The sequence below is a fragment of the Butyricicoccus pullicaecorum genome (assembly GCF_002160355.1).
Lineage (GTDB): Bacteria > Bacillota > Clostridia > Oscillospirales > Butyricicoccaceae > Butyricicoccus > Butyricicoccus pullicaecorum.
In genome coordinates this window covers 44877-70661 of sequence record NZ_NFKK01000012.1, presented here as the reverse complement: position 1 = coordinate 70661, position 25785 = coordinate 44877, and the positions used below count along the sequence as shown (strand labels likewise).

Here is a 25785-nt window from a genome sequence, read left to right as displayed (position 1 = left end):
ATTTACTCCTCTCTGCTCACAAACGCGCAAGCTTCCACTTGCCGCTCTTAAAGAATACGACCGAAAGCGCTGTGCCCAAAATCCAGCCGATCGGATACGACCAGCACACGCCGCTGTATCCCATCTGGAAGCACAGCACCAGAATGTACGCAATGACCACACGCAAGAACAGGTCTGCAAAGGTGGTCGCCATAAACTGCCCCATCGCACCGCCGCCGCGCAGTACGCTGTCACAACAGTTTTTGACCGCGATCAAGAAGTAGAACGGTGCGCAGATATGTAAGAACTGCATGCCTTCCTTGATGATGGCTGCACGGTCGAGATCGTCGGCAAACAGACCGATGATCGGGTCTCCGCAGACCAAAAACAGGATATTCGAGCAGGCTGCAACCACCATCGCAATGATGATCGAGATTTTCAGTCCCTGATACACGCGGTCCATCTTCCCTGCACCGATATTCTGCGATGCAAACGAACTCAGCGCGGTCGGCAGCGTGTTCATGGTCATGCAGGCAAAGGTATTGACCTTGAGCGCTGCGGCAAAGGATGCGATGGTGATCTCACCAAACGAGTTGATGAGTCCCTGCACCAAAAAGACACCGACCGACACGAACGACTGCTGACACACCGACGGCACAGCAATACGAATCATCATCGGCAGCATGGCGCGGTCGAACTTTTTTACCTTACCCTCGCTCTTGAGCTTGAGCACGCGACGCACAAAGGTTGCTGTTGCGAGCAGCGAAGCCAATCCCTGTGCGATGAAGGTCGCCCAAGCGACACCCAGGATACCCCACTTGCAGACGATAACCAGGAACAGGTCGAGCGCAATATTGAGCACCGAGGAAAAGATCAGAAAGCACAGCGGTGTGAAGCTATCTCCCAGGCCGTTAAACAGTGCTGTGGCCGTGTTATACAGGAACAGCGAGATCAGACCGAGCAGGTAAACCTTCAGATACAGCGAGGCTGCTGCAAAAATCTTGCTCGGTGTGCCAATCACACGCAGCAGCGGGTCGGCTGCCTGCAAGCCAATCACAGTCAGCACAGCGGCCAGCACCAGAATAGACAAAATCGCCGTACATGATGCGGTTTTGACCTCTCGGTAATCCTTTCGTCCAAACATCTGCGACACCACAACCGAGCATCCCACGCTCGCGCCGGTGGCGAATGCGATAAACAGCGTGGTGATCGGATAAGATGCACCGACTGCTGCAAGCGCATTGGCGCTGATGAATCGTCCGGCTACGATGGTATCCACGACCGAGTACATCTGCTGGAAAATCATGCTGATGAGCATGGGCAGCGAAAAGGTCACAAGGATTTTGAGCGGTGAGCCGGTTGTCATATCGTTCATACCAGTATTTCCCCCTCTATTGGTATTTTTTCATCTTGTACTAGTATACGACCGTTTTCACCCCGATACAAGCGCGGTTTTGTCCCAAAATCGCAGAAAAAAGGGCTTCCAAACCGGAAGCCCTTTTGGCATTTTTTACAGTTTTTCGCTTACTTGCCCTGAAGCGTCTTTGCGAAGCTGTCCTTGAGGGTGACGATACGGTTGTAACGTCCGTCCTCGGTGTCCTTGATGAAGTAGCCCATGCGCACAAACTGCATGCGGGTACCGGTCGGCACCGCTGCAATCGACGGCTCGAGCTTACAGCCGGTCAGCTTCTTGAGCGAGTCAGGATTGAGGAAATCCAGATAGTCCTTGCCCTCGGGCACGTCACCGGTGTTCTCCAGCGTGAACAGATTGTCGTACAGATAGCAGTCTGCATCAATCGCATGGGAAGCCGATACCCAGTGAATGGTACCCTTGACCTTGCGGCCATCTACCGGCATACCGTTTCCGGTCTCCAGATCGGCGGTGCAGTGCAGCTCAACGACCTCACCGTTCTCGTCGGTGATAACCTCGTTGCACTTGACGATATATGCACCCATCAGGCGAACCTCGCCGTCGGGCTTGAGGCGCTGGAACTTCGGAGGCGGTACCATTGCAAAGTCGCTCTTCTCGATATACAGCTCACGAGTGAACGGTACGTCACGGCTGCCTGCGGTCTCGTCCTTGGGGTTATTGGGCAGGGTGAAGACCTCGGTCTTATCCTCCGGGTAGTTGGTGATAACCATCTTGATGGGCTCGGTGACAGCCATACGACGGATTGCAGTCTCGTTGAGTTCCTCACGGATGCAGTGCTCGAGCAGGCGGATGTCTACGAGCGAATTTGCCTTTGCAATACCAGCGCGGCGCACAAACTCCAGAATGGAGGACGGGGTGTAGCCGCGGCGGCGCAGGCCGCACAGAGTGGGCATACGCGGATCGTCCCAACCCTCAACGTGATGCTCAAATACCAGCTGACGCAGGTAACGCTTGGACATGACCGTGTTGGTCACGTTCAGGCGAGCAAACTCGCGCTGCTTGGGATGGTGCGGCAGCGGGCAGTTATCGACAACCCACTCGTACAGCGGACGATGGTTCTCGAACTCGATCGAGCACATGGAGTGCGTGATGCCTTCCAGTGCGTCCTGAATCGGGTGTGCAAAGTCGTAGAGCGGATAGATGCACCACTTGTCACCCTGACGGTGATGGTGTGCGCGGACGATGCGGTAGATCGCCGGGTCACGCATGTTCATGTTGGGAGACGCCATATCGATCTTGGCACGCAGGGTCTTGGAACCGTCCGGGAACTTGCCGTCGCGCATGTCCTGGAACAGCTGCAGATTCTCCTCGATCGAACGATCACGGTACGGGCTGTTCTTGCCCGGCTCGGTCAGCGTGCCGCGGTACTCACGGATTTCGTCCTGGGTCAGGTCGCACACGTATGCCTTGCCAGCCTTGATGAGTGCAACCGCGCAGTCATAGCAGGTCTCAAAGTAGTCCGAACCGTAGAAAATACCGCCGTTGGGCATCTCACCGGTCAGCCACTTGATATCTTCCTGAATGGACTGTACATATTCGTCGTCCTCACGCACCGGGTTGGTGTCGTCAAAACGCAGATTGAACTTACCATTGTACTTCTGAGCGATCGACCAGTTGATGTAGATCGCCTTAGCCGAGCCGATGTGCAGGTAGCCGTTGGGCTCGGGCGGGAAACGGGTGTGGATCTGCTCATTGAGGCCAGCCGCAATGTCGGCGTCAATGATATCAGTCAGAAAGTTTTTGACTTCTTCCATGGATTCAATAACCCCCTCGGTTATGTTTTTTCAATGCGATAACAAAAATTTTGATCGGTGAGTCCGGTATCAGGAATCTCCGAATGGATGGACAGATATCCCTCAAGATCGCTGATCTCGGTCATCTCAACCGTTGGATCATACTGGATCAGCGTAGAAGACACCGTTGCGTCCTTGAGTTCTGCACTGTCCACATTGTCCAGAACCTGCGTGCAGTATGCACTAAACTGTTCCAGTTCGGTTTCGTCCAGTGTTCCCAGCACAATGGTCTGGGAATCATCGTCTACGGCAGTGACCAGATTTTCCAGCGTCAAAGTGTCCAGGAATTCCTGCGGCGCTTGCACACCCACAGTTTCCTGACTTTGCTCGGTTTGCTGTGCATCAGACGGGGTACATCCGGTCAGGCAGATTGCCAACAGACCGCATACCGCAAATAAGCGACGGTGTTTCATGGAAATATCCCTCCAAACAATTCAATTTTAAGAGAGCGGATTAACCAAGTGCGGCGATGCACTTGTCCAGTCGTGCCTTAACCTGCTCTGCGCCCATGATGTGCATGACGCTCTGCATGTCCGGTGCGTTCTGACGGCCTGCAACCGCGATGCGGACAACCATCGATACATCACCGACATGACCCTTGTACTGCTCCGGGTTCTGCTTGTATGCCTTGGTCTCAGCAGCAAAGCCGTGCTGTTCTGCGATAGCCTTCATCTTGGCAAAGAAATCGTCCGGAGTGTCGTTCTCGTCGAACTGGCCCTTGAACTCGTTCAGAATCGCCTTGGCATCGTCCTTGGACACGTGCTCGGGCATGGTGTAATCGGGTGCAAACAGCTCGTCGAACAGGAAATCCATATAGGGCTTGACATCCGACCACAGTGCCAGATCCTTACGAGGCTTCTTGCCGCCGCGACCGATGGCCAGGAATGCGCGGGTCTTGTCCGGCTCACGGGTAAAGAGTGCGTGGAACTCGGGATCGTTCTTCTCACTCCATGCTGCAACTGCGTCGTAAACGTCCTCAGCCGACATACGAGAAATAACGTTCTTGGATACGTCCTTGAGCTTGTCGATATCGAACAGTGCGCCCGAACCGCTCATCTTCTTGGTCGAGAACGGGAAATCGTTCATCGGCTTGTCCGGGTTTGCTCTGCGCCACTCCTCAAAGTTGGAGTTGAGCAGAGTCATCAGATATTCGAGCACACTCGGTGCCGGGTAACCCTGCTGGTTGTAGAAGGTCAGTGCCAGCTCGGGATCTTTACGCTTGGACAGCTTGCGCTTGGAGCCGGTCTCCTCGTCGATCTTCATCAGCTGTGCGGTGTGTGCATACTTGGGAGCCTTCCAGCCCATGGCACGGAACAGCTGGAGGTGTACCGGCAGGGTTGCCAGCCACTCTTCGCCGCGTACAACGACGGTAGTGCCCATCAGGTGGTCATCCACAACGTGTGCAAAGTGGTAGGTCGGAATACCGTCCGACTTGAGGATGACAACATCCTGGTCGTTCTCGGTGACTTCCATCTTGCCCTTGACCAGATCTTCGTGACGCACCTTATGCTCAATGCTGCCCTCCGAGCGGAAACGGACAACATACGGCGTACCCTTGGCCAGTTCTGCCTCGATGTCCTCCATCGGACGGTCACGCCATACCGCATACTTGCCGTAGTAGCCAAAGTTCTCCTTTGCAGCTTCCTGCTTCTCGCGCATGGCTGCCAGCTCTTCCTCGGTTGCAAAGCACGGATATGCCATGCCGCGCTGTACGAGCGACTTGACGAAAGTCTGGTAAATCTCAGCGCGCTGCGACTGACGGTACGGGCCGTATGCACCGCGATCTTCTCCCATCGTTGCGCCCTCGTCAAAGGGCAGACCGAACGAGGTAAATGCGTCGATGATGGTCTGTACGCCGCCCTCGACCTCGCGTTTCTTATCGGTATCCTCAATGCGCAGGTAGAACACACCGCCCGACTGATGTGCCAGACGCTCATCAACCAGTGCGCCGTACAGGTTGCCCAGATGCATAAAACCGGTCGGGCTCGGGCCCATACGGGTTACCTTTGCACCCTCCGGCAGCTGACGTGCCGGGTACTGCGCCAGAATATCCTCCGGGGTCTTAGTGATGTGCGGAAACAGCTTTTCCGCGAGCAAATTATAATCCATGGTATCGCTCCATCTCCGAATTTCAAAATGTGCCTGCCGCAACTGCCGGCACAGGCATAGTCTGGTAATGTATATTGTATCATATACGCATAGCGCATTGCAAGGCAGTCCCACCTCGAAACCAGCTTTTTGCGCATAAAATTTGCCCTGTATCATCACGATACAGGGCGTTTGTACTCTCTTGCTTACTTTTTGATCATATCCATGTAGGTCTGCGCGAACAAATCCTTGAGCGCCAACATGGCATCTTCCAGACTGTACCCATACGTATCCGCCGTTTCCTGAATCATCTGACGAAACACCTTGGCGTAACGGTCGCAGTCCATCTCGGACTGATAGCGCGTCAGGATGGGATACAGACTCGCCCAGTCGATGGTGAAGCTGTTGTTTCCGGTCATCTGCACCTGCACGGTCTGCGGCGTCTCATCGCGCAGTAGCGCGTCACAGGTCACGCCGAGCGCATCGGCCAGCGCTGCAATCCGTCCAGCCTCGGGCTGCGCCTGTCCGGCTTCCCATTTGGATACGGTCTGCCGAGACACATCCAGACGTTCGGCCAGCTGGTCTTGGGTCAGATGGGCGTTTTTTCGTGCATCACTCAGTCGTTCGGCAAAATTCATATCGGTCATCCTCTCTGTTCGGTTTGGTTTTCTCCATGATACCCGATCTCTTGTCGGTTTTCAACCAACCGTCGGATGCGTTTGTCAACCACTGGTTGCAAATTTATCCCTGTGTGCGTTTTTCGGACACGCTGCGCGGCATCACAAAGCGGACAACCAGACCGAGCGCTGCAAAGACAATGGCCGACGCGATGAGCGCCATGCGCAGTCCTTCTGCGTCACCGATCAGTCCGATGAGGTACGGAATCACAGCCGCACCGAAGTAGCCGAAAAATAGAATGAGCGACATGACCGTACCGCCGTTGTTGCCTGCATCCAGTGCCGTCGAGGCAATCAGCGGCCAGAGCGCGGACAGTCCCGCACCGACGAGCAGCAGCGCCACCCAGAACAAAATCGGCATGGTCACACCGGCGGTCAGCAAAATACCGATCACGCAGACCGTACACAGGAAGGACACCAGCGCACGCACAGTGTATCGGGTCCCTACCAATCCCGCACAGACGATACGTCCAACAGTGACTACCGTCCAGATCGCCGCTGTGCCCAGCGAGGCCAGCAAGGAGGAATAGCCGAGCGTTGTGGTCATAAAGGTCGCCATCCAGCCGGTCACCGCACCCTCTGCACCGACATACAGGAACAGCGCCAAATAGGTCGGGTACAGCTCGCGACGGGTAAACCAGTGCTTGAGCTCGGCCAGACCGCCCGCTGCCGACTGGTGCATCTTGGGAAAGCGGACGACACAGAATACAACCGCAACCGCACCAACTGCCACAGACATCATGGTGTAAATGGTACGCCAGTCATAACCCGCGTTCAGCATCAGTCCACTGTAAACCACGCCGCCGACCATGCCAATGCCCGCAATACCGTGGGTCATGGTCAGGTTAGAGGCGGCATCCACCGGTGACATATCATCGACCAAATCCATGCCGACCGCCTCAATGAAGGTTGCAAGCGCGCCCATGCACGAAATGAACACGCAAGCGATGGCAAAGCTGTGGGTATGGGCAAATGCAAAGGTCACGAGCGCATAGAAAATGAGTCCGGCTTTCATCGCCGTGCGCTTTCCGATCATCGCGATGATGCGTCCGGTCACCAGACAGAAGAAAATATTAGAAATATAATAAGCGGTAAACAGAAAGCCCGACCCGCCCAGTCCCAGACCGAACGCTGCGCCGATCTGTGTAATCAGCGGCGAAAGCATGGTCTGTGAGACGGCAAAAATACAAATTGCAACACGGGTAATCAGGATCGGAAGTGCCGTTCCCCTTTCCTGTACCGTGCTGACACCAGATGCTGCCATGAATCAAAATCCCCTTTATCTGTTATTTCGTTCTCCATTATAATGCGTCCGGGGGCATTGTCCAGATACCCGCGTCAATCCCATCGAAAATATAAACAACCTCGCTCGGATTTATATATGACGCATAAAAAGCCGGACTGTGTATCCACAATCCGGCAAGATTGGTGTTAAGAAATATATTCCTCGACGTTTTCGGCATCGACCGGTTCGTACGGAATCATCAGAGACAGCTCATCCTCTCCCAGCGTCACACCGGACACCGTATCCAGGCTCTCTCCGGCAATGAGTGCCAGTGCGGCATCAACCGCTGCTCTGCCCTGTTCATCACCCGGCTGACGCACGGTGAAGGACAGCATACCGTCCCGGATGCCCTGACAGCCCGCAATCGTGCCGTCAATGCCCAGAATCGGACACAGCTCTTTGCCCGCTGCCTGCATTGCCATGGCAGCGCCAATCGCCATTTCGTCATTCTGTGCGACAATCGCGTCAAACGATCTTCCGGCTTCAATGAGCATGCCGACCTGTACCTGCGCCTTGGCACGGTCAAACTGTGCCGTAGAGTCATACACAAAGTCATGGTCTACCTTGAGATGATCCATCAGGCTCTCCCGGCGTGCCATCGTAGAGGCCTGACCCTCAATACCAGTCAGATAGACGATGTTCAGGTGCTCGAGTCCCTTCTCTTCGGCATAGTCATTGAGCCATGCAGCCTGATATCGTCCGGGCTCGCTGTCGTCCGAACCGACATAAGCGTTCTTTCCTACGGTCAGCGCACTCATTTCCGGCTCACGGTTGACGAACACGACCGGCATATCGCCCGCTTCGCGCAGGATACCACGAGTCAGGCTCGGTGAGACCTCGTTGACGATCAGCGCATCATAACCCTGCTCTCTGGCATCCTTGACGTGCTGCATCTGCACGACATAGTCGTTTCCGGCATCCCACACCGTGCAGTCAATCTGCTTTTGCGTCGCATATTCGAGCACAGAAGTCTCTACAGTAACCAGAAACTGATCTCTCGACGCCATAGAAAGCGCAATGCGCGTTCCTGTATGTTCTTCAGGCGGCGGTGTTTGCTCCGCGCAGCCCGACAGACACGCCGCAGCCATTGCGCACAGCAGTGCGGCGAATATTCTTTTGATCACGCAAACTCCCCCTATCGGTAAAGCCGACACGGCGTACGCTGTGTCTATGCTATATAGTATACCACAGGAATGGTCGAATTTTAAGATAGTATGTGGTAATTTATGATGCAGTTGGAGGAAATGCTTTCTTTATGCAAAAACAGAAAAGACCTCATGGAATCCATGAGGTCTTTTACTGGAGGTACCACCCAGAATCGAACTGGGGATCAGGGAGTTGCAGTCCCACGCCTTACCGCTTGGCTATGGTACCAGATGGAGCGGATGACGAGGCTCGAACTCGCTACCTCCACCTTGGCAAGGTGGCGCTCTACCAGATGAGCTACATCCGCATATTAAGTTTTTTCACTTACTTTCTTTTTCAAAAGAAAGTAAGTGGTGCCTCCGGGCGGAATCGAACCACCGACACGGGGATTTTCAGTCCCCTGCTCTACCGACTGAGCTACAGAGGCATCTTCAGTTACTGTTGGCCGCTTTCTCTGGGAGAAGAGAAAGTGGCGACCCGGATGGGGCTCGAACCCACGACCTCTAGCGTGACAGGCTAGCGCTCTAACCAACTGAGCTACCGGGCCAAGTGGTGGAAGTTACAGGGCTCGAACCTGTGACCCTCTGCTTGTAAGGCAGATGCTCTCCCAGCTGAGCTAAACTTCCGTGGTGTCATCAGCGACGGTTATTATTATATCTAAAACCACCGCTGATGTCAACACATTTTTCTAAATTTTTTAAATTTATTTTTTCTTGGCATTTACTGCGAGTTTACGTAGCTCTTCGGGCGAAAAAGAGTACACTTTATCGCAGAATTGGCAGGTGATCTCGGCAGGCTTCTCCTCGTCGGCCATATCGCAGAGCTCCTGCTGGCCCAGGCTGATGAGCGCACGGGTGACCTTGGACTCACTGCAATTGCAGCGGTAGCCGATCTCGGCCTCATCAAGGAACTGCACGGTAAAGCCCTCGAGAACAGCGCCCACGATCTCCTCGAGCGTCATGCCATGATCGAGCATGGTGGTCATAGCACCGGCCTTCTGGATGTTGCGCTCCAGCTGGTCGATGTCGGTATCACGCGCACCGGGCATGAGCTGTACCAGATAACCGCCTGCCTGCCGCACGCTCTGGTCAGTATTGACCAGCACGCCCAGCGCACACGCGGACGGAATCTGCTCGCTCTCGGCGAAATAGCGGGTCACATCCTCAGCGATCTCGCCGTTAACCAGATTGACCATGCCGCTGACCGGCTCTTTCAGTCCAATATCCTTAATGACCATGAGCTGACCATAGCCCACACCTGCACCGACATTCAGCTTGCCATCTGCACGCAGCGGCAGATCGACTGCCGGGTTCTGCAGATAGCCGCGTGCGTAACCCTCGCTGTCCGACACGCACACAATCGTGCCCAGCGGGCCGTCGCCGCGCACCTGCACGGTGACCGAGCCGTCGTCTACCTTGAGCTGACTGCCCATAATCGAGGTAATGGTCAGGGTTCGACCCAGCGCTGCCGTCGCAAGCGGCAGGGTCTTATGAATATTACGCGCCCGCTCGACCATGCCCGTCGTCTCGACGGCCGTGATCTGAATGGCTGCGTCTGCGGTGATCGCACGAATTCTTCGATCCATAATATTATGCTTTCCTCTTTCTTGCAATGATAAAAATACGATCCTCACTGCCGTCTAACTCTCCAAACGACAATTCAGGATGCAGTTCGATCCGGTCAAAGCCGCTCTCTTCCAGCAGTGCGCACAGCTCCTCCGGTGCATAGTATCGCTCCAGATGGCTCTCTTCCATGCGCTCCCATCGGTTTTTCTCACCGATGCGCTCGAAGATATCAAAATCATAGGTGCACAGTGCACCGTCAAAGTCTACCTGCCAGGCGCAGTATACGTCCTCGTCGTCGCGCACATAGCACTGTCCGTTCATGCGGTCAAACTTGCGCTTGGTATTCACATCAAACACAAAAACGCCGTCCGGCTCCAAAAACAGCGAGACGCGTCGAAACGCTTCACGCAGGACGGACGGATCTGTCACATAGTTTACGCTGTCCAGGCAGCACAAAACGGCCTGTATCGTGCCATACAGGTCGAGCTCTTCCATTCTCTGGTGCAAAAATACCGGTCTGATGTCGCAGTCCAGCGTATTGTTCATAGCCTGCATGAGCATTTCAGGCGATGCGTCCACGCCGATCATCTCATAGCCGCGCCGCGCCATCTCACCGGTCAGCGTACCCGTACCGCATGCCAAGTCCAGCACCAGTTCGGGACGGAACCCGCACCGCTGAAAAACGGACTCAAAATAGTCCGCCCACCGACTGTACCCGACATCGTCGGTAAACCGGTCATAGTAGGCGGACAAAAAACGATAACTGTCCATTGGTTATGCCTTGCCCTTTGCGCGATCAAGCACCATGCGGTAGCCGTCGGTACCGTAGATCAGGCACTTGTTGACGCGGCTGATGGTCGCCGTGCTCGCGCCGGTCTCCTTGACGATATCGCTGTAGATCTGGCCCTCATCCAGCATCTTTGCGACCTGGAAACGCTGCGCCATTGCACGCAGTTCGGTGATCGTGCACAGATCCTCGAAAAAATTATAGCATTCTTCCACCGAGGTGAGGGAAAGCACGCCCTCAAACAGCTCATCCATGTGAGCGTCCTTCAGTTTGCTGTTCATCGCGTAGCCTCCATAGCTTTACTTCAAATTTATCCTAACACAATACTTTAAGAAAGTAAACAGTTCCAGTGGAAAATTCGCAAATCGTTCATAAGTTTTCCACAGGCGAACCACAAAAAAGCGGTGCGCTTTTAGGCACACCGCCGATTGTCAGACAAAGGCTGCGTTGTTTTTCGGTTACGTATGGACTTCGATCGGGTTTTCCAGCTTCTGACCGGGTGCAAAATCGACAAACAAGGTCAGCGGATAGCGCACACCCTGCGGCATGGGATAGCTGTTGGTGAACGTATTCTCCGCTTCGCTCATGACATACGTCGAGATGCTGTCAAACGAATCGGTCTGTCCGTCCGCGTCTACGTATCCATTAAAGGAGGACGTATTGGTGTGATAAGTTCCCTTCTGTGTCCGAATGCGGAAGGTGAACGCGGCTTCATCGCCGTAAGGGTCAGGTTCCAATTGTTCGATATAATCCGGCAGACCAACCAGCTGTCCGTCCGCCTGAAGCAGAACCGTGTCCTGATCCTTGGGCACGATGGCTGCATCGTCAAGATGCAACGTCAGATGCTCCGCGGTGTCATACCACGCGCTGTCCAGCCAGACCGTGCCGCCGCCATATCCCCTGTCTTTTCCGGTTCCACTGATACCGTTTTGGATACCATCCACCCTGTTTCCGTGCTCGTCGGTCAGATAGAACGGCAGATAGGTCAGCCACGCATCATTTTCCGGATCGGTATGCCAGATAATGCGCGTGTTGGACGGATAGATCGCGATTTCGTCAATGGTCAGCTTCTGTCCAAGGACATCCACCGTCTGATTCACCGGGAATACCCGTCCGCTTTTAAGGAACTGCGGTTCAATCGTTAAGGGTATGTCCAGTGTAAACATCACTTCCGGTGCACGGGATTCTTGAGCCTCCGGTTCATCGAACGCATTCCATTCGGCGTCCTTCCAGTGCTCCAGATTACGTACTTCTACTTTGAGCTGCATTTGTGTTTGGATCACGCCTTCTTTCGAGGCGTGGAGTCTCCAAGTATACAGGGTTTTCTGTACTTTGTCAAGACCCAAATACCCCCGTATTGTGTCAAAAAGTCCCTTTCCGCTCTCATTTCGCTCGATTCTTTCCTCACCAAAGCTTACACTGACCGGTAAGGAATTCCCGTCTGCATCGAACAAATCTGGAACCAATTCCAGTTCTCTTCCCTGTTCATCAGACAGGCTGTAAAAGACCGAAACATTCATCGGATCGGCTATCAGGTACTCAATTGTAACGGTGACGCCGTCCTGCGTGTAGGTATCGCCCACCAGTTGCACATAATCATGTGCAACCGCCGCCTTGAGGCTGGGGTCAAACGCAACCGCCTCGACCAGCTCGCGCACGATCGGCACCCGGCTGGCCGCCAGTGCAAACGTAACCGAGCTGTTGACCAACAGTACAAACGCTGCCGCCGTTCCAGTTACGCCGATTAAGGGTTTAAGCCATCTGCGTCGTTTTTCCCGTCGTTCCGCCCGCGCAATGGTTCGGTTCAGACGAGTTTCCAGTTCTTCCGGGATCTGCTCCGCCTGCGTCAGCAGGTCTTCCCATGCTTCGTTTCGCTTCATCACACATCCTCCTCCAGTTCAACACGGAGCAGAGCCAGTGCGCGGCGCTGGCGCGTCACGACCGTCCCCTGCGGAATTTCCAATGCCTGTGCGGTCTCGGCCTGGGTCAGTCCGGTAAAGTACCGCAGCACGATTACCTGGCGCAATTCTTCCGGCAGGCGCTCGATGGCTTCACGGAGCGGCAGACCGTCGTAATCTTCTGCGCCCTGTTCCTCCACCGGCACTTCCTGCTGTCTGGTACGGCGCTTGAGCTCCCGATAGCATACATGAATCAAGATGCGCGTCATCCAAGTCGTAAAGAATTCGGGCTGCCGGATCTTCTTGCGTGCCCGAAATCCCTGATAAACCGCCTCGTCGACGGCTTCCAGACTGTCATGCGCATTGCCCAGATAACCGTAGGCCGTGCGGTACAGCTGTTCCCGAATATCCTGTACCCGTGCGGCAAATTCCTCCCGCTCCATAAGCATCCCCCTCTCTGTATTTTGTCTCTTTGCCTATTAGAGCGTTGGAAGATGTGTTTTGATTTTGCAAAGAAAAAATTTTTACAGCAGCGCTTCGATCTGCGGCGCGATGGCCTGCGCAAATGCCGCATGGTCTGCCGGAGACAGGTGCACGCCGTCGATCGATGTTACATGCGGCACGGCCTCGGACGCGTCCCAGAACGCCACGCCGTAACGCTCACAGACCGCACGATAGGACTGCGCCAAACGCGCCGAGCGGGCAGCTGAGGCCGCGTCAAACATGCTCTCCATATCGCTGCCCGGAATGTGTGCGGCATCCATCGGGATGGGCGCCACCGCTAAAATCTTAGGCACCGACTTTCCGCCCCAGATGAGCGGCGACTGGGTCAGGCGAATGAGCATTTCTAGCCCCTTGGCAATCTCATCTGCTCCGGCTCCTAGACGACGCTTGCAGTCATTGGTACCCAGCATGATGACGAGCAGGTCCAGCGGTTCATGCATGTTCAGCTCAATCGGCAGAATGTCGTAACCCACCCGTCCGGGCTCCAGATCGTCGTGAAACACGGTTGTGCGTCCTTTATGTCCGCACTCCAGAACGCGGCAGTCGGGCAGCATTTGCTGCAATCGTCCGGTCCAGCGCATGTCATACGGGTATCGTCCTCCGTTTGTCGGGTCGTAGCCCCAGGTGTTGGAATCTCCAAAACACAGAATCTGTTTCATATCGTTTTCCTCCCGTAAGATACAAAAAAGCGGCGCAGATGCGCCGCTTTCTGTGATTTACTTTTCCATTCTGCGTGCGAACACAATGCCGCCTTCCTTGAAGTGCTTGGCCTCACGACCGGTCACAACGAGTGCGCAGCGGCCGCCCATCGCGCTGTCCTTGGACACGCGCTCGACAGGCTCCATGGTCTGCTTCTCCTCGTTGGGTGCCTGTACGCTGCTGATATAGCAAGCGAAGGACTCAACCGGCACATGCTTGGGGCCGATCTCGCCGTAAGAGACGATTGCGCCCGGCACAATTTCGCCGCGGAATACCTGACCTGCGAGAATGGTGTGCTCACCGTACGGGTGTACCGAGTCTACGCCAAATACGAACTCCATGTCCGCCGGAATGCGCAGCTCAAACACCGGGAGCTTGCCCAGGTCGAGTTCCTTATCGTTTCGATTATCCGCCATCGTAGAAAACTCCTTTCGTTCGCTTAGAGCTTCGCCAGCTCCTGTGCGAGCAGCTTGTTGATGATCTGCGGGTTGCCCTGGCCGCGCGATGCCTTCATGCACTGACCAACCAGGAAGCCGGTGACGTTCTTGCCAGCCTTGTAGTCGGCGATTGCCTTCTCGTTCTTCGCCAGTACGTCCTGAACGATCGCGAGGATTGCACCCTCGTCGGATACCTGCTTGAGGCCCATGCGGTCAACAATCTGCTCTGCGGTCTCGTCGGTCTCGAACAGTGCCTTGAGCACCTTCTTGCCCGCTGCACCCGAAATAGTGCCGCCCTCGATGAGCACGATCAGGTCAACCAGCTTGTCTGCGGTCAGCTTGGTATCGCCCAGCTCAACACCCTTGTCGTTGAGGTACTTGGAAATATCGGACAGAATCCAGTTGGCAGCAGCCTTGGGCTTGATCTTACCCGATGCAGCTGCCTGGTCGAGCATGCTCGCCTTGGCAAAGGAATCCATCAGCTGACGTGCTTCCATTGCGGTCATGCCGTACTCGTTGAGATAGCGCTCGTAACGGGTGATGGGCAGCTCAGGGATCTCGCTCTCGATCTGGTGCATCCACTCGTCGTCGATCTCGACAGCAATCAGGTCCGGATCGGGGAAATAACGGTAGTCCTGCGCATCTTCCTTGGTACGCATGACGGTATTCTTGAGCTTGACATCATCCCAGCGGCGGGTCTCCTGCTGGATGGTGCCGCCGTGCTCAACAACGTCGATCTGACGTGCGATCTCGTAGTCGATTGCGCGAACCGCACCCGAGAAGGTGTTGACGTTCTTCATCTCGACACGGGTGCCCAGCTCAGTCGAGCCTTCCGGACGGATGGAAACGTTGATATCACAGCGGATGGAGCCTTCCTCCATCTTACAGTCACAGATATCAAGGTAAGACAGGGTGGTCTTGATCATCTCGAGGAATTCCTTGGCCTCGGCAGAGGAATGCAGATCGGGCTTGGTAACCATCTCGATCAGCGGTACGCCGCAGCGGTTGAAGTCAACGACCGTGCCGTCGATCTCGTCGTGCAGCAGCTTGCCTGCGTCCTCCTCGAAGTGGATACGCTCCAGACGGCAGGACTTCTTCTCGCCGTCCACGTAGAAGAATACCTCACCATTCTCGCAGATCGGAACGTCGAACTGGGAAATCTGATATGCCTTGGGCAGGTCGGGGTAGAAATAGTTCTTACGGTCGGACTTGCACAGGCGGTTGACCGTACAGCCGGTCGCCAGACCCATTTTTGCCGCGTAATGTACAACCTGCTTGTTGAGCACGGGCAGTGCACCCGGCATACCGGTGCAGACCGGACAGGTGTGGCTATTGATGGGTGCGCCAAACTCGGTTGAGCATGCGCAGAAAATCTTGCTCTTGGTGGACAGTTCCGCGTGCACCTCGAGACCGATGACAGCTTCGTATTTCATGTTGATGTCTCTCCTCCTTACAGTGCCGCGATGATGTTCTTGAGGCCGGATGCCTGCTCAAACGCCAGACCAGCGTTCAGCAGTTCCTGCTCACCGAACGGACGGCCGATCAGCTGCATGCCAATGGGCATCTTGCTGCTGTCAAAGCCGCAGGGCTGAACCAGACCGGGCAGGCCTGCGATGTTGACGCTGACCGTACAGATATCGCCTGCGTACATCTCCAGCGGGTCCTGAGTCTTGGAACCGATCTCGTAAGCGGTGGTCGGTGCAACCGGGGTCAGAATCATGTCGCACTTGTCAAATGCAGACGCGAACTCTTCCTTGATCTTACGCTGTGCTGCGCGTGCCTTCTTGTAGTATGCGTCGTAGTAACCGGAAGACAGCACGTAGGTACCCAGCATAATGCGGCGCTGTACCTCCTCGCCGAAGCCCTCAGAACGGGACTTGACGTACAGATCGATGAGGTCATCGCCTGCGTTCGGGGTGCGGTAGCCATACTTGACGCCGTCGAAACGTGCCAGGTTGGAAGATGCCTCAGCCGAAGACAGGATGTAGTAGATGGGCAGTGCGTAATCGACCAGCGGCAGCGAGATCTCAAAGACCTCTGCGCCCATTGCCTTGTACGAATCGGCAGCAGCCAGAACCGCCTTGCGTACCTCCTCCGAGATACCCTCGCCAAAGTACTCCTTGGGCAGACCGATCTTCTTGCCCTTCATGTCGGGGTTCAGGTTTGCACGCACCGAGCCCTCGAACGGGGTCTTGACCGAAGTCGAGTCGTGGGTCGGGTCATAGCCGGTGATGGCATCGAGCAGCATCGCTGCGTCCTCGATGGAACGTCCGAAGGGGCCAATCTGGTCGAGCGAGGATGCGAACGCGATCAGACCGTAACGGGAAACCGCACCGTAGGTGGGCTTGAGGCCGACGACACCGCAGAAGGATGCGGGCTGACGGATGGAGCCACCAGTATCCGAACCCAGTGCCAGCGGCACTTCGCCTGCTGCGACAACTGCCGCAGAACCGCCGGACGAACCACCCGGTACACGGTTCAGATCATGCGGGTTGTGGGTCAGCTTGACAGCCGAGTTTTCGCAGGAAGAACCCATTGCGAACTCGTCCATGTTGACCTTACCGGTGACAACCATGTCGTGTGCCGCCAGCTTGTCCACTGCAGTCGCGTTATACGGGGGCTTAAAGTTATACAGCATCTTGGACGCGCAGGTGGTCAGCGTGCCCTTGGTGCAGATGTTATCCTTGACGGCAACCGGGATACCTGCCAGCGCGGACAGTTCCTCACCGGAAGCACGCTTTGCGTCGACTGCCGCAGCCTGTGCCAGTGCCGACTCCTCAGCAACCGTGATGTAAGCGCCGACCTTATCGTCGACCGCCTTGGTTCTTTCCAGAACGTCCTTTGCCAGCTCTACCGCACTGATCTCCTTCTTTGCGAGCAGTTCGGACAGCTCGGACGCTGTTTTCTTAAATAATTCCATGCTCTTCACCTCTTATTCCACAATTCTCGGTACGGCTACGCCGCCTGCCTGGAAGTCGGGCGCATTGGGCTCGATGAGTTCCTCAGGCGTGTAATCCTGCTCGACGACGTCCTCGCGCAGCGCGTTCTTGCGCTCGGTGTTGATGACGTCAGTGATGTCTCCGAGATCGAGCTGCTGGAGCTTATCGACCATGCCGACGATATTCTGCATATCGCCTGCCAGATGGTCAAAGCGCTCGCCGCTCATCTCCAGACGCGCCAGCACGGCGATGTGTTCAATTTCCTGTCTGGTGATTGCCATGACTTGATGTCCTCCTGTATGTGAAATCTGTTTAGATTGCGATGATTTATTCGGTGTCCAGACCGATCATGCGTGCAAATTCGTCCTCGCCCACGACCGGGATACCGAGCTCCGCCGCCTTTTGCAGCTTGGAACCCGCATTTTCGCCCGCGACAACCAGGCTGGTCTTTTTGGAGACCGAACCGGACGCCTTGCCGCCCATGGACTCGATGAGGTCGTTGATCTGCTTGCGCGTAAAGCGCGTGAGCGAACCGGTCGCCACGATGGTCTGTCCGGCCAGTTTGTCGCTCTTGACCGTCTTTTCACCCGTGAAGTTCACGCCGCAAGCGCGCAGCGCTTCGATCAGATGGTGAGACTGTTCCTGCGACCGCCATGCCGCAATGCTCTCGGCGGTGGTCTGGCCAATGTCGCGAATGTCAGTCATTTCCTCGACCGGTGCGGCAAGCAGTGCGTCGAGAGATCCGAAGTGATCGGACAGCACCTTGCCGGCCTTCTGGCCGACATGACGGATGCCGAAGGCAAACAGCAGGCGCGACAGGTCGCGTGTCTTGCTCGCCTCAATACCGGCAACCAGATTTTCTGCCGACTTGCGCCCCATGCGGTCAAGCGGCTCAATCTGCTCCACGGTCAGGCCGTACAGATCGGCTGCCGACTTGACAAGTCCTGCACCAATCAGCGTATTGAGTACGCCCTCGCCCAGTCCGTCAATGTCCATCGCGTCGCGCGATGCAAAGTGCATCAGATTGCGCAAAAGCTGTGCCGGGCACTCAGCACCCGTGCAGCGGATAGCGGCTTCGTCCGGGTCTTCATAGACCGGTGCACCGCACACCGGACAGAACTGCGGCATCTCAAAGGGTACCGTGTCTGCCGGACGCTTGTCCATCACGACACCGATGATCTCGGGGATGATCTCGCCTGCCTTGCGCACCTGTACGGTGTCGCCCACGCGCACGTCCAGGCCGCGGATAAAATCGCGGTTGTGCAGCGTTGCACGGGATACAGTCGTACCTGCCAGACGCACCGGTTTGAGTACCGCATTGGGCGTGAGCACGCCGGTACGGCCAACCGTGATGGTGATATCCTCGAGCAGAGTTTCCTTGACCTCGGGCGGGTACTTGTACGCCGCCGCCCAGCGCGGGAACTTGGCAGTCGAGCCCAATGCTTCACGCTGCGCAAAGCTATCAACCTTAACGACCGCACCGTCGATGTCAAAATCCAGTGTGCCGCGGCTTTCTCCCATGTTCTCGATCTCGGCCTGTACGTCAGCCGGGTCGGTGTAGACCGGATAACGCGGGCTGACCGGGAAACCGAGCTGTTTGAGATAATCGAGCGCCTGCGTGTGGCTGGTGAGCGGCAGTTCGTCACTGTTCTGGATGTTAAAACAGAAGATGGACAGCTGACGGGATGCTGTGATCTTGCTGTCGAGCTGACGCAGCGAACCGGCTGCCGCGTTGCGCGGATTGGCAAGCAGCGGCTGCTCGTTGAGCTCACGCTCGGCATTGAGCGCATCGAAAACCGAGCGCTTCATATAGACTTCACCGCGCACGATCAGACGATGGGGTGCGTCCTTGAGGGTCTTGGGAATATCTTTGATGGTGCGCAGGTTTTCGGTGACATCCTCACCCACCTGACCATCGCCGCGGGTCGCGCCGCGCACAAATACGCCATCGATATACTCGAGCGCAACCGAAAGGCCGTCGATCTTATACTCGACAACGTACGCCGCCTGCTGTCCGGCACCGGCAACCCGATCGTAAAACTCGGAAAGCTCGTCGAACGAGAACACATCCTGCAAACTCTCGAGCGGATAGGCGTGCGTGACCTTAGAAAACTTCTCGTCGGCCTCACCACCTACGCGGTGGGTCGGAGAATCAGGATCGTCAAACTCGGGATATTCGGTCTCGAGCGCGCGCAATTTGCGCTGCATCATATCATAATCGTAGTCCGAAATCTCGGGCGCGTCCTGGTCGTAGTATTTTTGATTGTGATACCTGAGCTGCTCGCGCAGTGACAGGATTTCCTGCTGAACGTCCATAGCGGCTCCTTTCTACTGGCCAGGAGTGCGATGCGCATAGACCGACCAGCATACCTTAGTATTATATCAAACTTTCCCCGATTTAGAAAGACTGAATTTCTCATTTCTCGCGTTTACGGGGTATAATCGTTGATTTTTCCCAGCAGACTCTGCTCGGTGTCGTCGATATAGGTGTACTGTTCGGGGACGTGACCGACGATGACCGTATCGGATACGACGAGCTGATTGGTCACTTCCGTGTCCACACCGCCCAGACCGGTCAGGATGCGCATTTCGGCTGTGACCTCCAAAATAATCTGATGTCGTGTCTGATTGATGCCCGCATCGGTGAACGCGCTGATGAAATCGGCCTGCACATAGCCCAGACTGGAGATACCGACCTGAAAATCCGGACCGAAGCCACCGAACAGGTCAGGTCCGAGCAGCGAACCGAGCGAAATCTGCACCTTACTGTGCTCGAGTTCATCGAGTGCTTCATAGACCGCCTGCGATACCTGCACTTTGAGGTGATTGGCCAGAATACCGTCGGTTTTGAGTGCGGTCACGTTCTGTTCGCTGTCGCGTTCGAACTGCACCAGATTGGCATATTCTGCCCGATTTTCATAGACTGTATCCGTCAGCACGTCATAGAGTGCGAAAGATGCCTCGTGCACGACATAATTTTCCGCATGATCGAACAAAATTGGTCGGATGGCATGCAGAAAAAGCGTATATACCACCGCGCAGACAAGCGGAATGAGTGCGAGCAGGTAAGCTCTCCCCATCCTGCGATAATTTCGTCTCGCTCTCATCCGCGCATCCCTCCCCGTGGGTACTCTATGCCGCGTTTTGCGCCGGTAGTCCTCACAGGGCAAAAAAAGAGCACCCGAAATGGGGTGCTCTCTTATGAAGCGATATTACAGGATTACTCCTCGTCAACGCCGTCCAGCAGTGCACGGATGGACAGGGAAACCTTCTTCTTCTCATCGTTGATGTCGATGATCTTAGCCTCGACCTCCTGGCCGATGGTCAGAGCTTCCTCAGCCTTTGCGATGCGATGATCAGCAATCTGAGAAATGTGGATCAGGCCGTCAACGCCCGGAACGATCTCTGCGAATGCGCCGAAGGGCATGAACTTCAGGATCTTAACGGTAGCGGTGTCGCCAACCTGGAAGTTGGTGGTGAAGATGTTCCACGGATTATCCTCCGGACGCTTGTAGCCCAGGGAAATCTTCTTGTTCTCGCGGTCGAGTGCGATTACGTATACATTGACATGGTCGCCGATGCTAACAACCTCAGACGGATGCTTGATACGGCCCCAGGACAGCTCGGAGATGTGGATCATGCCGTCTACGCCGCCGATGTCAACGAATGCGCCGTAAGAAGTCAGGCTCTTAACGGTGCCCTCGTACTCTGCGCCAACCTCGATGGTCTCCCAAACCTTCTCAGCAGCTGCCTTGCGAGCCTCCTGCTGGATCTGGCGGATAGAACCAACGACGCGCTTGCGCTGACGGTTGATCTCGGTGATGTAGAAAGTCTGCTTGGTCTTAACCAGCTGTGCCATGGACTCGTCCTTCGGAACACCGGTCTGGGAAGCGGGGATGAAGACACGAACGCCGTGAGCAGTTGCAACGATACCGCCGCGGTTCTCCTCGATGATGGTGCCCTCAACCGGGGTGTGCTCTTCCTTAGCAGCCTCGATGGTCTCCCAGCCCTTCAGCTGATCAACGCGCTTCTTGGACAGAGCAACGGTGCCCTCGAGATCGTTGACGCGAACGACAACAGCCTCGATCTCGTCGCCCGGCTTTACATGCTCCTCAACCTTGTAGGACGGATCGTCGGACAGCTCGGATACCGGGATGTAAGCGGTGTGCTTTACGCCCAGATCAACCTGTACCTCAGTCGGGGAAACGGCGATGACGGTGCCGGTGACTTTATCTCCATTATTTAAAGTTTTGAAGGACTCCTCCAGCATTGCTGCGAAATCCTCATTGGTTTCGATTCTAGTTTCTGCGCTCATCATGTTACTGACCTCCTTAATTATCCATGCCGGAGTAGACGCGCCTGCGGTGATGCCCACTGTTAGGCCACGAAGTGCCTCGATATCCGACGTCCCGAGTTCTGTCGCGTCCTCGATGTGGAGGACGTGTGGGCAAAGAGACGCACTGATCTCATACAGGCGCTTGGTGTTCGAGCTTTTTTTGTCCCCGATCACAACCATGCAGTCCGATCTTCCGGCAAGCGAACGAGCTTCTGTCTGGCGCTCATCCGTAGCATTACATATTGTATCAAATATTTTGCAGTTTGTATACCTTTTTTTTAGAATCTTCACAGAAATATTCCAACTTGCCCGATTGAGTGTGGTTTGACCCACAACGCTGACCGGGGTTTCGGGCGGAAGGCCGAGTTCGTCCAAAGCCTGCAAAAGTTGCTCTGAACTCTCATAAATCGCCGCATTTTGACACCAACCGGCAATTCCGAGTACTTCCGGGTGGTTTTTGCTGCCCAAAATGATGATTCTCCGGCCAGCCTTGGACTCTGCCTCGACAATCCGGTGAATCTTGGCAACAAACGGGCAGGTCGCGTCGTAGACCGTGCATCCCTTGGCTTCGAGCTCCTCATAGACTGCCCGCGTCACGCCGTGGGCGCGGATGAGAACGGCTGCGCCGTCCGGGATGTCAGCCGTGCATTCAGCAGTGCGCACGCCCAGCTTTTCCAGTCTCCGCGTCTCATGGGTGTTGTGGATAATCTCGCCATACGAGTACAGCGTCTGATGTTTGGCCGCTTCCCGCTCGGCTAAATCCACCGCACGGCGCACGCCAAAGCAAAAGCCCGCCGACTGGGCAACCGTGACCCGACTCATCGCTCTTCCTCCGGCTTCAGCTCATAAATGCGGCGCATGATCTCCTGAGACAGCGCTGCATAATCTTTGCTCTTCGGGTCAGGCAGGAAGGGTTTGCCGATGATGACGTTGACCCGTCCATGCTTTTCCTTCTTCTCGGTAATGTACATCGGAACGATGGGTGCCTTGGTCTTGAGCGCGAGCATTGCCGCGCCGTCCTTGGCCTCGTTTTCACTGGCACCGCGTGTGCCCTGCGGGAAAATAAGCAGCTTGTTGCCGTCCTTGACCGCTTGCAGCGCGGTCTTGATCGCGGTCAGATCAGCTCTCGAGCGGTCGACCGGGAACGCACCCAGCCAGGTGATCAGCCAGCTCAGGCCGCGAATCTCAAACAGCTCTTTCTTTGCCATAATGCGGATGCTGTGACGGTTGGAAATACCGCACGCAGCCAGCGGAGGATCGGAGTTGTGCTTGTGATTCGGACAAACCACGCAGCCGCCTTCCGGAATGTTCTCGCGGCCGACGATGTGCAGCTTAAAATGGATATGAAATGCCAGCTGCACAAAGGGCAGCGCCAAACGCTGAAACCAGCGATGATATTTAGCCACCCCGGTCACGCTCCTTTCATCTTGTCACGAATGACCGTCAGGACGGCCTCGATGCTCTGTTCCAAAGTCAGGTCGCTGGTATCCACCAGAACGGCATCTTCCGCCTGCTTGAGCGGTGCCACAGCACGCGAAGCGTCCAGCGCGTCCCGGCGTTCCATGTCGGCCAGAATGCCCTCGACCGTCACGTCCTGTCCCTTCTCGCGCAGCTCGGCGCAGCGGCGTGCCGCACGCTTTTCGGGCGATGCGGTCAGGAAAATCTTGACCTTCGCATTGGGCAGAATGACCGTACCAATGTCGCGTCCGTCCATGATGACCGACTGACGGCGTGCCAGATCGCGCTGCAAATCCAACAGATAGGCACGCACCTCGGGTACCGACGAGACCTGCGAAGCATAGGTGGAAATCTGCGGGGTGCGGATGGCATCGGACACATCCTCGCCGTCCAGCAGCACATGCTGTGCACCGTCCTGATACGTGAGTCCCACCTGAATTTCGGGCAGCGTTGCAAGGATACCCGGTACATCGGTGCCGTCAATGCCTCGGCGGCAGACCGCCAGACCGATGGTTCGATACAATGCACCGGTATCCACATAGACAAAGCCCAGCTGTGCGGCAGCTGCACGTGCGATGGTCGACTTGCCCGCACCGGCAGGCCCGTCAATCGCGACCGCAATCACGTCTTGATTCATTTCTGTTCCTCCTCTGCCGCGCTCTTTCCGGCCAGCCGACCGGTCGCCCAGGCAATCTGTAAGTTAAAGCCGCCCGTGTACGCGTCCACGTCCAGCACCTCGCCCGCAAAGTACAAGCCCGGGGTGCGCTTGGACGCCATAGTCTTGGGGTTGACGTCACGCACCGACACGCCGCCGGTCGTGACGATAGCCTCGGCAATCGGACGTGCACCAGTGATTTCCACTGGGAATGCCTTGAGCAGGCGCACGAGTGCCTGACGCTGTGCCTTGGTGACCGAATGCACCTTGACGCGCGGGTCGATGCCCGAGCGCTCTACGACAACCGGAATCAGCTTGCGCGGCAGCAGTTCGCCGAGCGCGTTGATAAAGTCGCTGTTTTTATGCTTTTCAAAATCGGACAGCAGACGCTTGTCCAGCGTCTTTTCATCCAATGCCGGTTTGAGATCGATGTCGATGCGGTACTCCTTGCTGCCGAAATGGCGCATGTGCGCCGAAGCCGACAGGATGAGCGGGCCAGACACACCGAAATGGGTGAACAGCATCTCACCGAAGTCCTCATAGACCGCCTTCTGTCCCTCGTAGACCGTGACCTGCACGTTTTTAAGCGACAATCCCATGAGCTTCTGGCATACGTCACCGCGTGCGACCAGCGGAACCAGAGACGGACGCGGAGACACGACCGTGTGACCGAGTGCCTTAGCAAAGGTATAGCCGTCGCCGGTCGAACCGGTCGCCGGATAGGATGCGCCGCCGGTGGCGACGATGACTCGGTCGGCCTCGTAGGTCTTGCCGTCCGCCTGCACACCGCACACCGCACCGTCTTCCCCGGTCAGAATCTTGTCTACAGTATGTTCAAATTCAAATTTCACGCCCAGCCGCTTGACGTAGAAAAACAGCGCGTCTACGATATCAAGCGCCTTGTCGGACACCGGAAATACACGGTTACCGCGCTCGGTTTTGAGCGGTACACCCTCATTTTCAAAAAAGTCCATCACGTCAGCCGGACTGCATCCGCCCAGCGCCGAGTACAAAAAACGGGGATTGACCGGCACATTGGCCAGAACGGTCTGTACGTCGCAGTTATTGGTGACGTTGCACCGTCCCTTGCCCGTAATCATAATCTTGCGTCCGACCTTGGCATTCTTGTCGAACAACAGCACGTGTGCGCCTGCCTCTGCCGCAGCACCTGCGGCCATGAGTCCGGCAGCGCCCGCGCCGATGACTGCAATCGTCATTTATTCGCCCTCCAGCTTCTCATAGACCTGGTACTTGTCCCAGATGGACTCCAGCTTGTTGAATGTACCCTCGATCTCCTGCTGACGGTTCATACCAACCGCAACGATCAGCGCATTGAGCACGGACAGCGGTGCGACCAGCGAGTCCACAAAAGAAGCCATGTCGCTCTTGGCGACCAGTACATGGTCGGCATAGCGTGCGAGCGGCGACAGACGGGAGTCGGTCAGGGCAATAACCTGTGCACCCTGATCCTTGGAATACTTCATAGCCGACAGCGTGCGCTTGGAGTAGCGCGGGAAGCTGATGCCGATAAAGACGTCACCCTTGCCTGCACGCAGTACCTGCTCGAAGATCTCGCTGACCGTATTGGTGTTGACCAGCTTGACATTATCAAAAATCAGCGAGAAGTAAAAGCCCAGGAAATTAGCCAGCGCGGACGACGAGCGCACGCCCAGGATGTAAATACGGTTGGCGTTCGAGATCGCTTCCACCGCACTCTGGAACGCCTCGCGGTCGATCTCGTCGAGCGTCATGCGGATCTTTTCCACATCTGCCGACAGCACGGTCTGCAGGACGTCGCGATTGCCCATGCGATCGTTGGTGACCTCCATGCGCTGCACAGCGGTCAGGCGGTTGCGGATCATCTCCTGCAAGGTCTTTTGCAGGTGTGGGTATCCGTCATAGCCAAGTTCGGTTGCAAAGCGCACGACGGTCGATTCACTGACGCCCACCGTCGCGCCCAGTCTGCTCGCGGTCATAAAGGCCGCTTTGTCATAGTGTTCTGTGATATACCGTGCAATCAGCCTCTGGCCCTTGGAAAATTCGGGCAGATTGCACTGAATCCGGTTCATCAAATCATTCATGGCGTTGCCTGTTTGTCTCCTCTATT

24 protein-coding genes and 5 tRNA genes are annotated in these 25785 nt (G+C 55.9%); all 29 read right to left on the bottom strand.

Annotation, left to right across the window (positions count from 1 at the left end; genetic code table 11):
* Positions 1-16 precede the first annotated feature (16 nt).
* Positions 17-1354: an MATE family efflux transporter gene (locus B5F17_RS10335; protein WP_087373602.1), complete on the bottom strand. Its 1338-nt coding sequence runs from the start codon at positions 1352-1354 to the stop codon at positions 17-19.
* Positions 1355-1503: 149 nt separating this feature from the next.
* Positions 1504-3165, bottom strand: coding sequence for a glutamine--tRNA ligase/YqeY domain fusion protein (locus B5F17_RS10330; protein ID WP_016146295.1), 1662 nt, complete (start codon positions 3163-3165; stop codon positions 1504-1506).
* Positions 3166-3185: 20 nt separating this feature from the next.
* Entirely contained in the window at positions 3186-3617 is a 432-nt protein-coding gene (locus B5F17_RS10325) for a hypothetical protein (RefSeq protein ID WP_087373600.1), read from the bottom strand.
* Positions 3618-3657: 40 nt separating this feature from the next.
* Positions 3658-5313 (bottom strand): glutamate--tRNA ligase, encoded by a 1656-nt coding sequence (gene gltX, locus B5F17_RS10320; protein WP_087373598.1) that lies wholly within the window; start codon positions 5311-5313, stop codon positions 3658-3660.
* Positions 5314-5498: 185 nt separating this feature from the next.
* Positions 5499-5930 (bottom strand): type II toxin-antitoxin system RelB family anti-toxin, encoded by a 432-nt coding sequence (locus tag B5F17_RS10315; RefSeq protein ID WP_016146292.1) that lies wholly within the window; start codon positions 5928-5930, stop codon positions 5499-5501.
* A gap of 103 nt (positions 5931-6033) precedes the next feature.
* On the bottom strand, positions 6034-7233 hold the full coding sequence (locus B5F17_RS10310; RefSeq protein ID WP_087373596.1) for an MFS transporter: 1200 nt from the start codon (positions 7231-7233) through the stop codon (positions 6034-6036).
* A 167-nt stretch (positions 7234-7400) separates the two neighbouring features.
* Positions 7401-8378 (bottom strand): sugar ABC transporter substrate-binding protein, encoded by a 978-nt coding sequence (locus tag B5F17_RS10305; protein ID WP_087373594.1) that lies wholly within the window; start codon positions 8376-8378, stop codon positions 7401-7403.
* A gap of 176 nt (positions 8379-8554) precedes the next feature.
* Positions 8555-8628 (bottom strand) — tRNA-Cys (locus tag B5F17_RS10300).
* Between the two features lie 3 nt (positions 8629-8631).
* Positions 8632-8707, bottom strand: a tRNA-Gly gene (locus B5F17_RS10295).
* A gap of 44 nt (positions 8708-8751) precedes the next feature.
* Positions 8752-8827: transfer RNA gene (locus tag B5F17_RS10290), tRNA-Phe, on the bottom strand.
* Positions 8828-8870: 43 nt separating this feature from the next.
* Positions 8871-8947, bottom strand: a tRNA-Asp gene (locus tag B5F17_RS10285).
* A 3-nt stretch (positions 8948-8950) separates the two neighbouring features.
* A tRNA-Val gene (locus B5F17_RS10280) sits at positions 8951-9026 on the bottom strand.
* Between the two features lie 77 nt (positions 9027-9103).
* Positions 9104-9985 carry an Hsp33 family molecular chaperone HslO gene (gene hslO, locus B5F17_RS10275; RefSeq protein ID WP_016146289.1) on the bottom strand — a complete coding sequence of 294 codons (882 nt, stop codon included), beginning with the start codon at positions 9983-9985 and terminating at the stop codon, positions 9104-9106.
* 4 nt (positions 9986-9989) lie between these two features.
* Positions 9990-10736, bottom strand: a complete 747-nt coding sequence (locus tag B5F17_RS10270) for a class I SAM-dependent DNA methyltransferase (RefSeq protein WP_016146288.1) — start codon at positions 10734-10736, stop codon at positions 9990-9992.
* A gap of 3 nt (positions 10737-10739) precedes the next feature.
* Positions 10740-11033, bottom strand: coding sequence for a YerC/YecD family TrpR-related protein (locus B5F17_RS10265; protein ID WP_016146287.1), 294 nt, complete (start codon positions 11031-11033; stop codon positions 10740-10742).
* Positions 11034-11210: 177 nt separating this feature from the next.
* Complete coding sequence (locus B5F17_RS10260; RefSeq protein ID WP_087373592.1) at positions 11211-12632, bottom strand: DUF4179 domain-containing protein; 1422 nt, start codon at positions 12630-12632, stop codon at positions 11211-11213.
* A complete protein-coding gene (locus B5F17_RS10255) occupies positions 12632-13093 on the bottom strand; it encodes a sigma-70 family RNA polymerase sigma factor (RefSeq protein ID WP_087373590.1) in 462 nt (153 codons plus the stop codon). The genes B5F17_RS10260 and B5F17_RS10255 overlap by 1 nt, the downstream gene beginning before the upstream one ends.
* 81 nt (positions 13094-13174) lie before the next feature.
* The gene (locus B5F17_RS10250; protein ID WP_087373589.1) at positions 13175-13813 is read right to left on the bottom strand and encodes a GDSL-type esterase/lipase family protein; all 639 of its coding nucleotides are present in this window, start codon (positions 13811-13813) and stop codon (positions 13175-13177) included.
* Positions 13814-13870: 57 nt separating this feature from the next.
* The gene (locus B5F17_RS10245; protein WP_016146283.1) at positions 13871-14269 is read right to left on the bottom strand and encodes a hypothetical protein; all 399 of its coding nucleotides are present in this window, start codon (positions 14267-14269) and stop codon (positions 13871-13873) included.
* A gap of 23 nt (positions 14270-14292) precedes the next feature.
* Complete coding sequence (gatB, locus tag B5F17_RS10240; protein ID WP_016146282.1) at positions 14293-15723, bottom strand: Asp-tRNA(Asn)/Glu-tRNA(Gln) amidotransferase subunit GatB; 1431 nt, start codon at positions 15721-15723, stop codon at positions 14293-14295.
* Positions 15724-15740: 17 nt separating this feature from the next.
* On the bottom strand, positions 15741-17210 hold the full coding sequence (gene gatA / locus B5F17_RS10235) for an Asp-tRNA(Asn)/Glu-tRNA(Gln) amidotransferase subunit GatA (protein ID WP_087373587.1): 1470 nt from the start codon (positions 17208-17210) through the stop codon (positions 15741-15743).
* A gap of 12 nt (positions 17211-17222) precedes the next feature.
* The gene (gatC, locus tag B5F17_RS10230; RefSeq protein WP_087373585.1) at positions 17223-17510 is read right to left on the bottom strand and encodes an Asp-tRNA(Asn)/Glu-tRNA(Gln) amidotransferase subunit GatC; all 288 of its coding nucleotides are present in this window, start codon (positions 17508-17510) and stop codon (positions 17223-17225) included.
* A gap of 46 nt (positions 17511-17556) precedes the next feature.
* Positions 17557-19545 carry an NAD-dependent DNA ligase LigA gene (gene ligA / locus B5F17_RS10225; RefSeq protein WP_087373583.1) on the bottom strand — a complete coding sequence of 663 codons (1989 nt, stop codon included), beginning with the start codon at positions 19543-19545 and terminating at the stop codon, positions 17557-17559.
* Between the two features lie 113 nt (positions 19546-19658).
* Positions 19659-20336: a sporulation protein YunB gene (gene yunB / locus B5F17_RS10220; protein WP_087373581.1), complete on the bottom strand. Its 678-nt coding sequence runs from the start codon at positions 20334-20336 to the stop codon at positions 19659-19661.
* A gap of 113 nt (positions 20337-20449) precedes the next feature.
* Positions 20450-22387, bottom strand: coding sequence for a bifunctional 4-hydroxy-3-methylbut-2-enyl diphosphate reductase/30S ribosomal protein S1 (locus tag B5F17_RS10215; protein WP_087373579.1), 1938 nt, complete (start codon positions 22385-22387; stop codon positions 20450-20452).
* Positions 22384-22971 (bottom strand): lysophospholipid acyltransferase family protein, encoded by a 588-nt coding sequence (locus B5F17_RS10210; protein WP_016146276.1) that lies wholly within the window; start codon positions 22969-22971, stop codon positions 22384-22386. The genes B5F17_RS10215 and B5F17_RS10210 overlap by 4 nt, the downstream gene beginning before the upstream one ends.
* Positions 22972-22976: 5 nt before the next feature.
* On the bottom strand, positions 22977-23660 hold the full coding sequence (gene cmk, locus B5F17_RS10205) for a (d)CMP kinase (RefSeq protein WP_087373577.1): 684 nt from the start codon (positions 23658-23660) through the stop codon (positions 22977-22979).
* On the bottom strand, positions 23657-24895 hold the full coding sequence (locus B5F17_RS10200; RefSeq protein WP_087373575.1) for a BaiN/RdsA family NAD(P)/FAD-dependent oxidoreductase: 1239 nt from the start codon (positions 24893-24895) through the stop codon (positions 23657-23659). The genes cmk and B5F17_RS10200 overlap by 4 nt, the downstream gene beginning before the upstream one ends.
* Positions 24896-25759 (bottom strand): MurR/RpiR family transcriptional regulator, encoded by an 864-nt coding sequence (locus B5F17_RS10195; RefSeq protein WP_087373574.1) that lies wholly within the window; start codon positions 25757-25759, stop codon positions 24896-24898.
* Between the last annotated feature and the right edge of the window lie 26 nt (positions 25760-25785).

Excerpts from the sequence above, each read along its gene's own strand:
- B5F17_RS10335 (WP_087373602.1), bottom strand. The coding sequence starts at position 1,354 with ATGAACGATATGACAACCGGCTCACCGCTCAAAATCCTTGTGACCTTT.
- B5F17_RS10330 (WP_016146295.1), bottom strand. The coding sequence starts at position 3,165 with ATGGAAGAAGTCAAAAACTTTCTGACTGATATCATTGACGCCGACATT.
- B5F17_RS10325 (WP_087373600.1), bottom strand. The coding sequence starts at position 3,617 with ATGAAACACCGTCGCTTATTTGCGGTATGCGGTCTGTTGGCAATCTGC.
- gltX (WP_087373598.1), bottom strand. The coding sequence starts at position 5,313 with ATGGATTATAATTTGCTCGCGGAAAAGCTGTTTCCGCACATCACTAAG.
- B5F17_RS10315 (WP_016146292.1), bottom strand. The coding sequence starts at position 5,930 with ATGAATTTTGCCGAACGACTGAGTGATGCACGAAAAAACGCCCATCTG.
- B5F17_RS10310 (WP_087373596.1), bottom strand. The coding sequence starts at position 7,233 with ATGGCAGCATCTGGTGTCAGCACGGTACAGGAAAGGGGAACGGCACTT.
- hslO (WP_016146289.1), bottom strand. The coding sequence starts at position 9,985 with ATGGATCGAAGAATTCGTGCGATCACCGCAGACGCAGCCATTCAGATC.
- B5F17_RS10270 (WP_016146288.1), bottom strand. The coding sequence starts at position 10,736 with ATGGACAGTTATCGTTTTTTGTCCGCCTACTATGACCGGTTTACCGAC.
- B5F17_RS10265 (WP_016146287.1), bottom strand. The coding sequence starts at position 11,033 with ATGAACAGCAAACTGAAGGACGCTCACATGGATGAGCTGTTTGAGGGC.
- B5F17_RS10260 (WP_087373592.1), bottom strand. The coding sequence starts at position 12,632 with ATGAAGCGAAACGAAGCATGGGAAGACCTGCTGACGCAGGCGGAGCAG.
- B5F17_RS10255 (WP_087373590.1), bottom strand. The coding sequence starts at position 13,093 with ATGGAGCGGGAGGAATTTGCCGCACGGGTACAGGATATTCGGGAACAG.
- B5F17_RS10250 (WP_087373589.1), bottom strand. The coding sequence starts at position 13,813 with ATGAAACAGATTCTGTGTTTTGGAGATTCCAACACCTGGGGCTACGAC.
- B5F17_RS10245 (WP_016146283.1), bottom strand. The coding sequence starts at position 14,269 with ATGGCGGATAATCGAAACGATAAGGAACTCGACCTGGGCAAGCTCCCG.
- gatB (WP_016146282.1), bottom strand. The coding sequence starts at position 15,723 with ATGAAATACGAAGCTGTCATCGGTCTCGAGGTGCACGCGGAACTGTCC.
- gatA (WP_087373587.1), bottom strand. The coding sequence starts at position 17,210 with ATGGAATTATTTAAGAAAACAGCGTCCGAGCTGTCCGAACTGCTCGCA.
- gatC (WP_087373585.1), bottom strand. The coding sequence starts at position 17,510 with ATGGCAATCACCAGACAGGAAATTGAACACATCGCCGTGCTGGCGCGT.
- ligA (WP_087373583.1), bottom strand. The coding sequence starts at position 19,545 with ATGGACGTTCAGCAGGAAATCCTGTCACTGCGCGAGCAGCTCAGGTAT.
- yunB (WP_087373581.1), bottom strand. The coding sequence starts at position 20,336 with ATGAGAGCGAGACGAAATTATCGCAGGATGGGGAGAGCTTACCTGCTC.
- B5F17_RS10215 (WP_087373579.1), bottom strand. The coding sequence starts at position 22,387 with ATGAGTCGGGTCACGGTTGCCCAGTCGGCGGGCTTTTGCTTTGGCGTG.
- cmk (WP_087373577.1), bottom strand. The coding sequence starts at position 23,660 with ATGAATCAAGACGTGATTGCGGTCGCGATTGACGGGCCTGCCGGTGCG.
- B5F17_RS10200 (WP_087373575.1), bottom strand. The coding sequence starts at position 24,895 with ATGACGATTGCAGTCATCGGCGCGGGCGCTGCCGGACTCATGGCCGCA.
- B5F17_RS10195 (WP_087373574.1), bottom strand. The coding sequence starts at position 25,759 with ATGAATGATTTGATGAACCGGATTCAGTGCAATCTGCCCGAATTTTCC.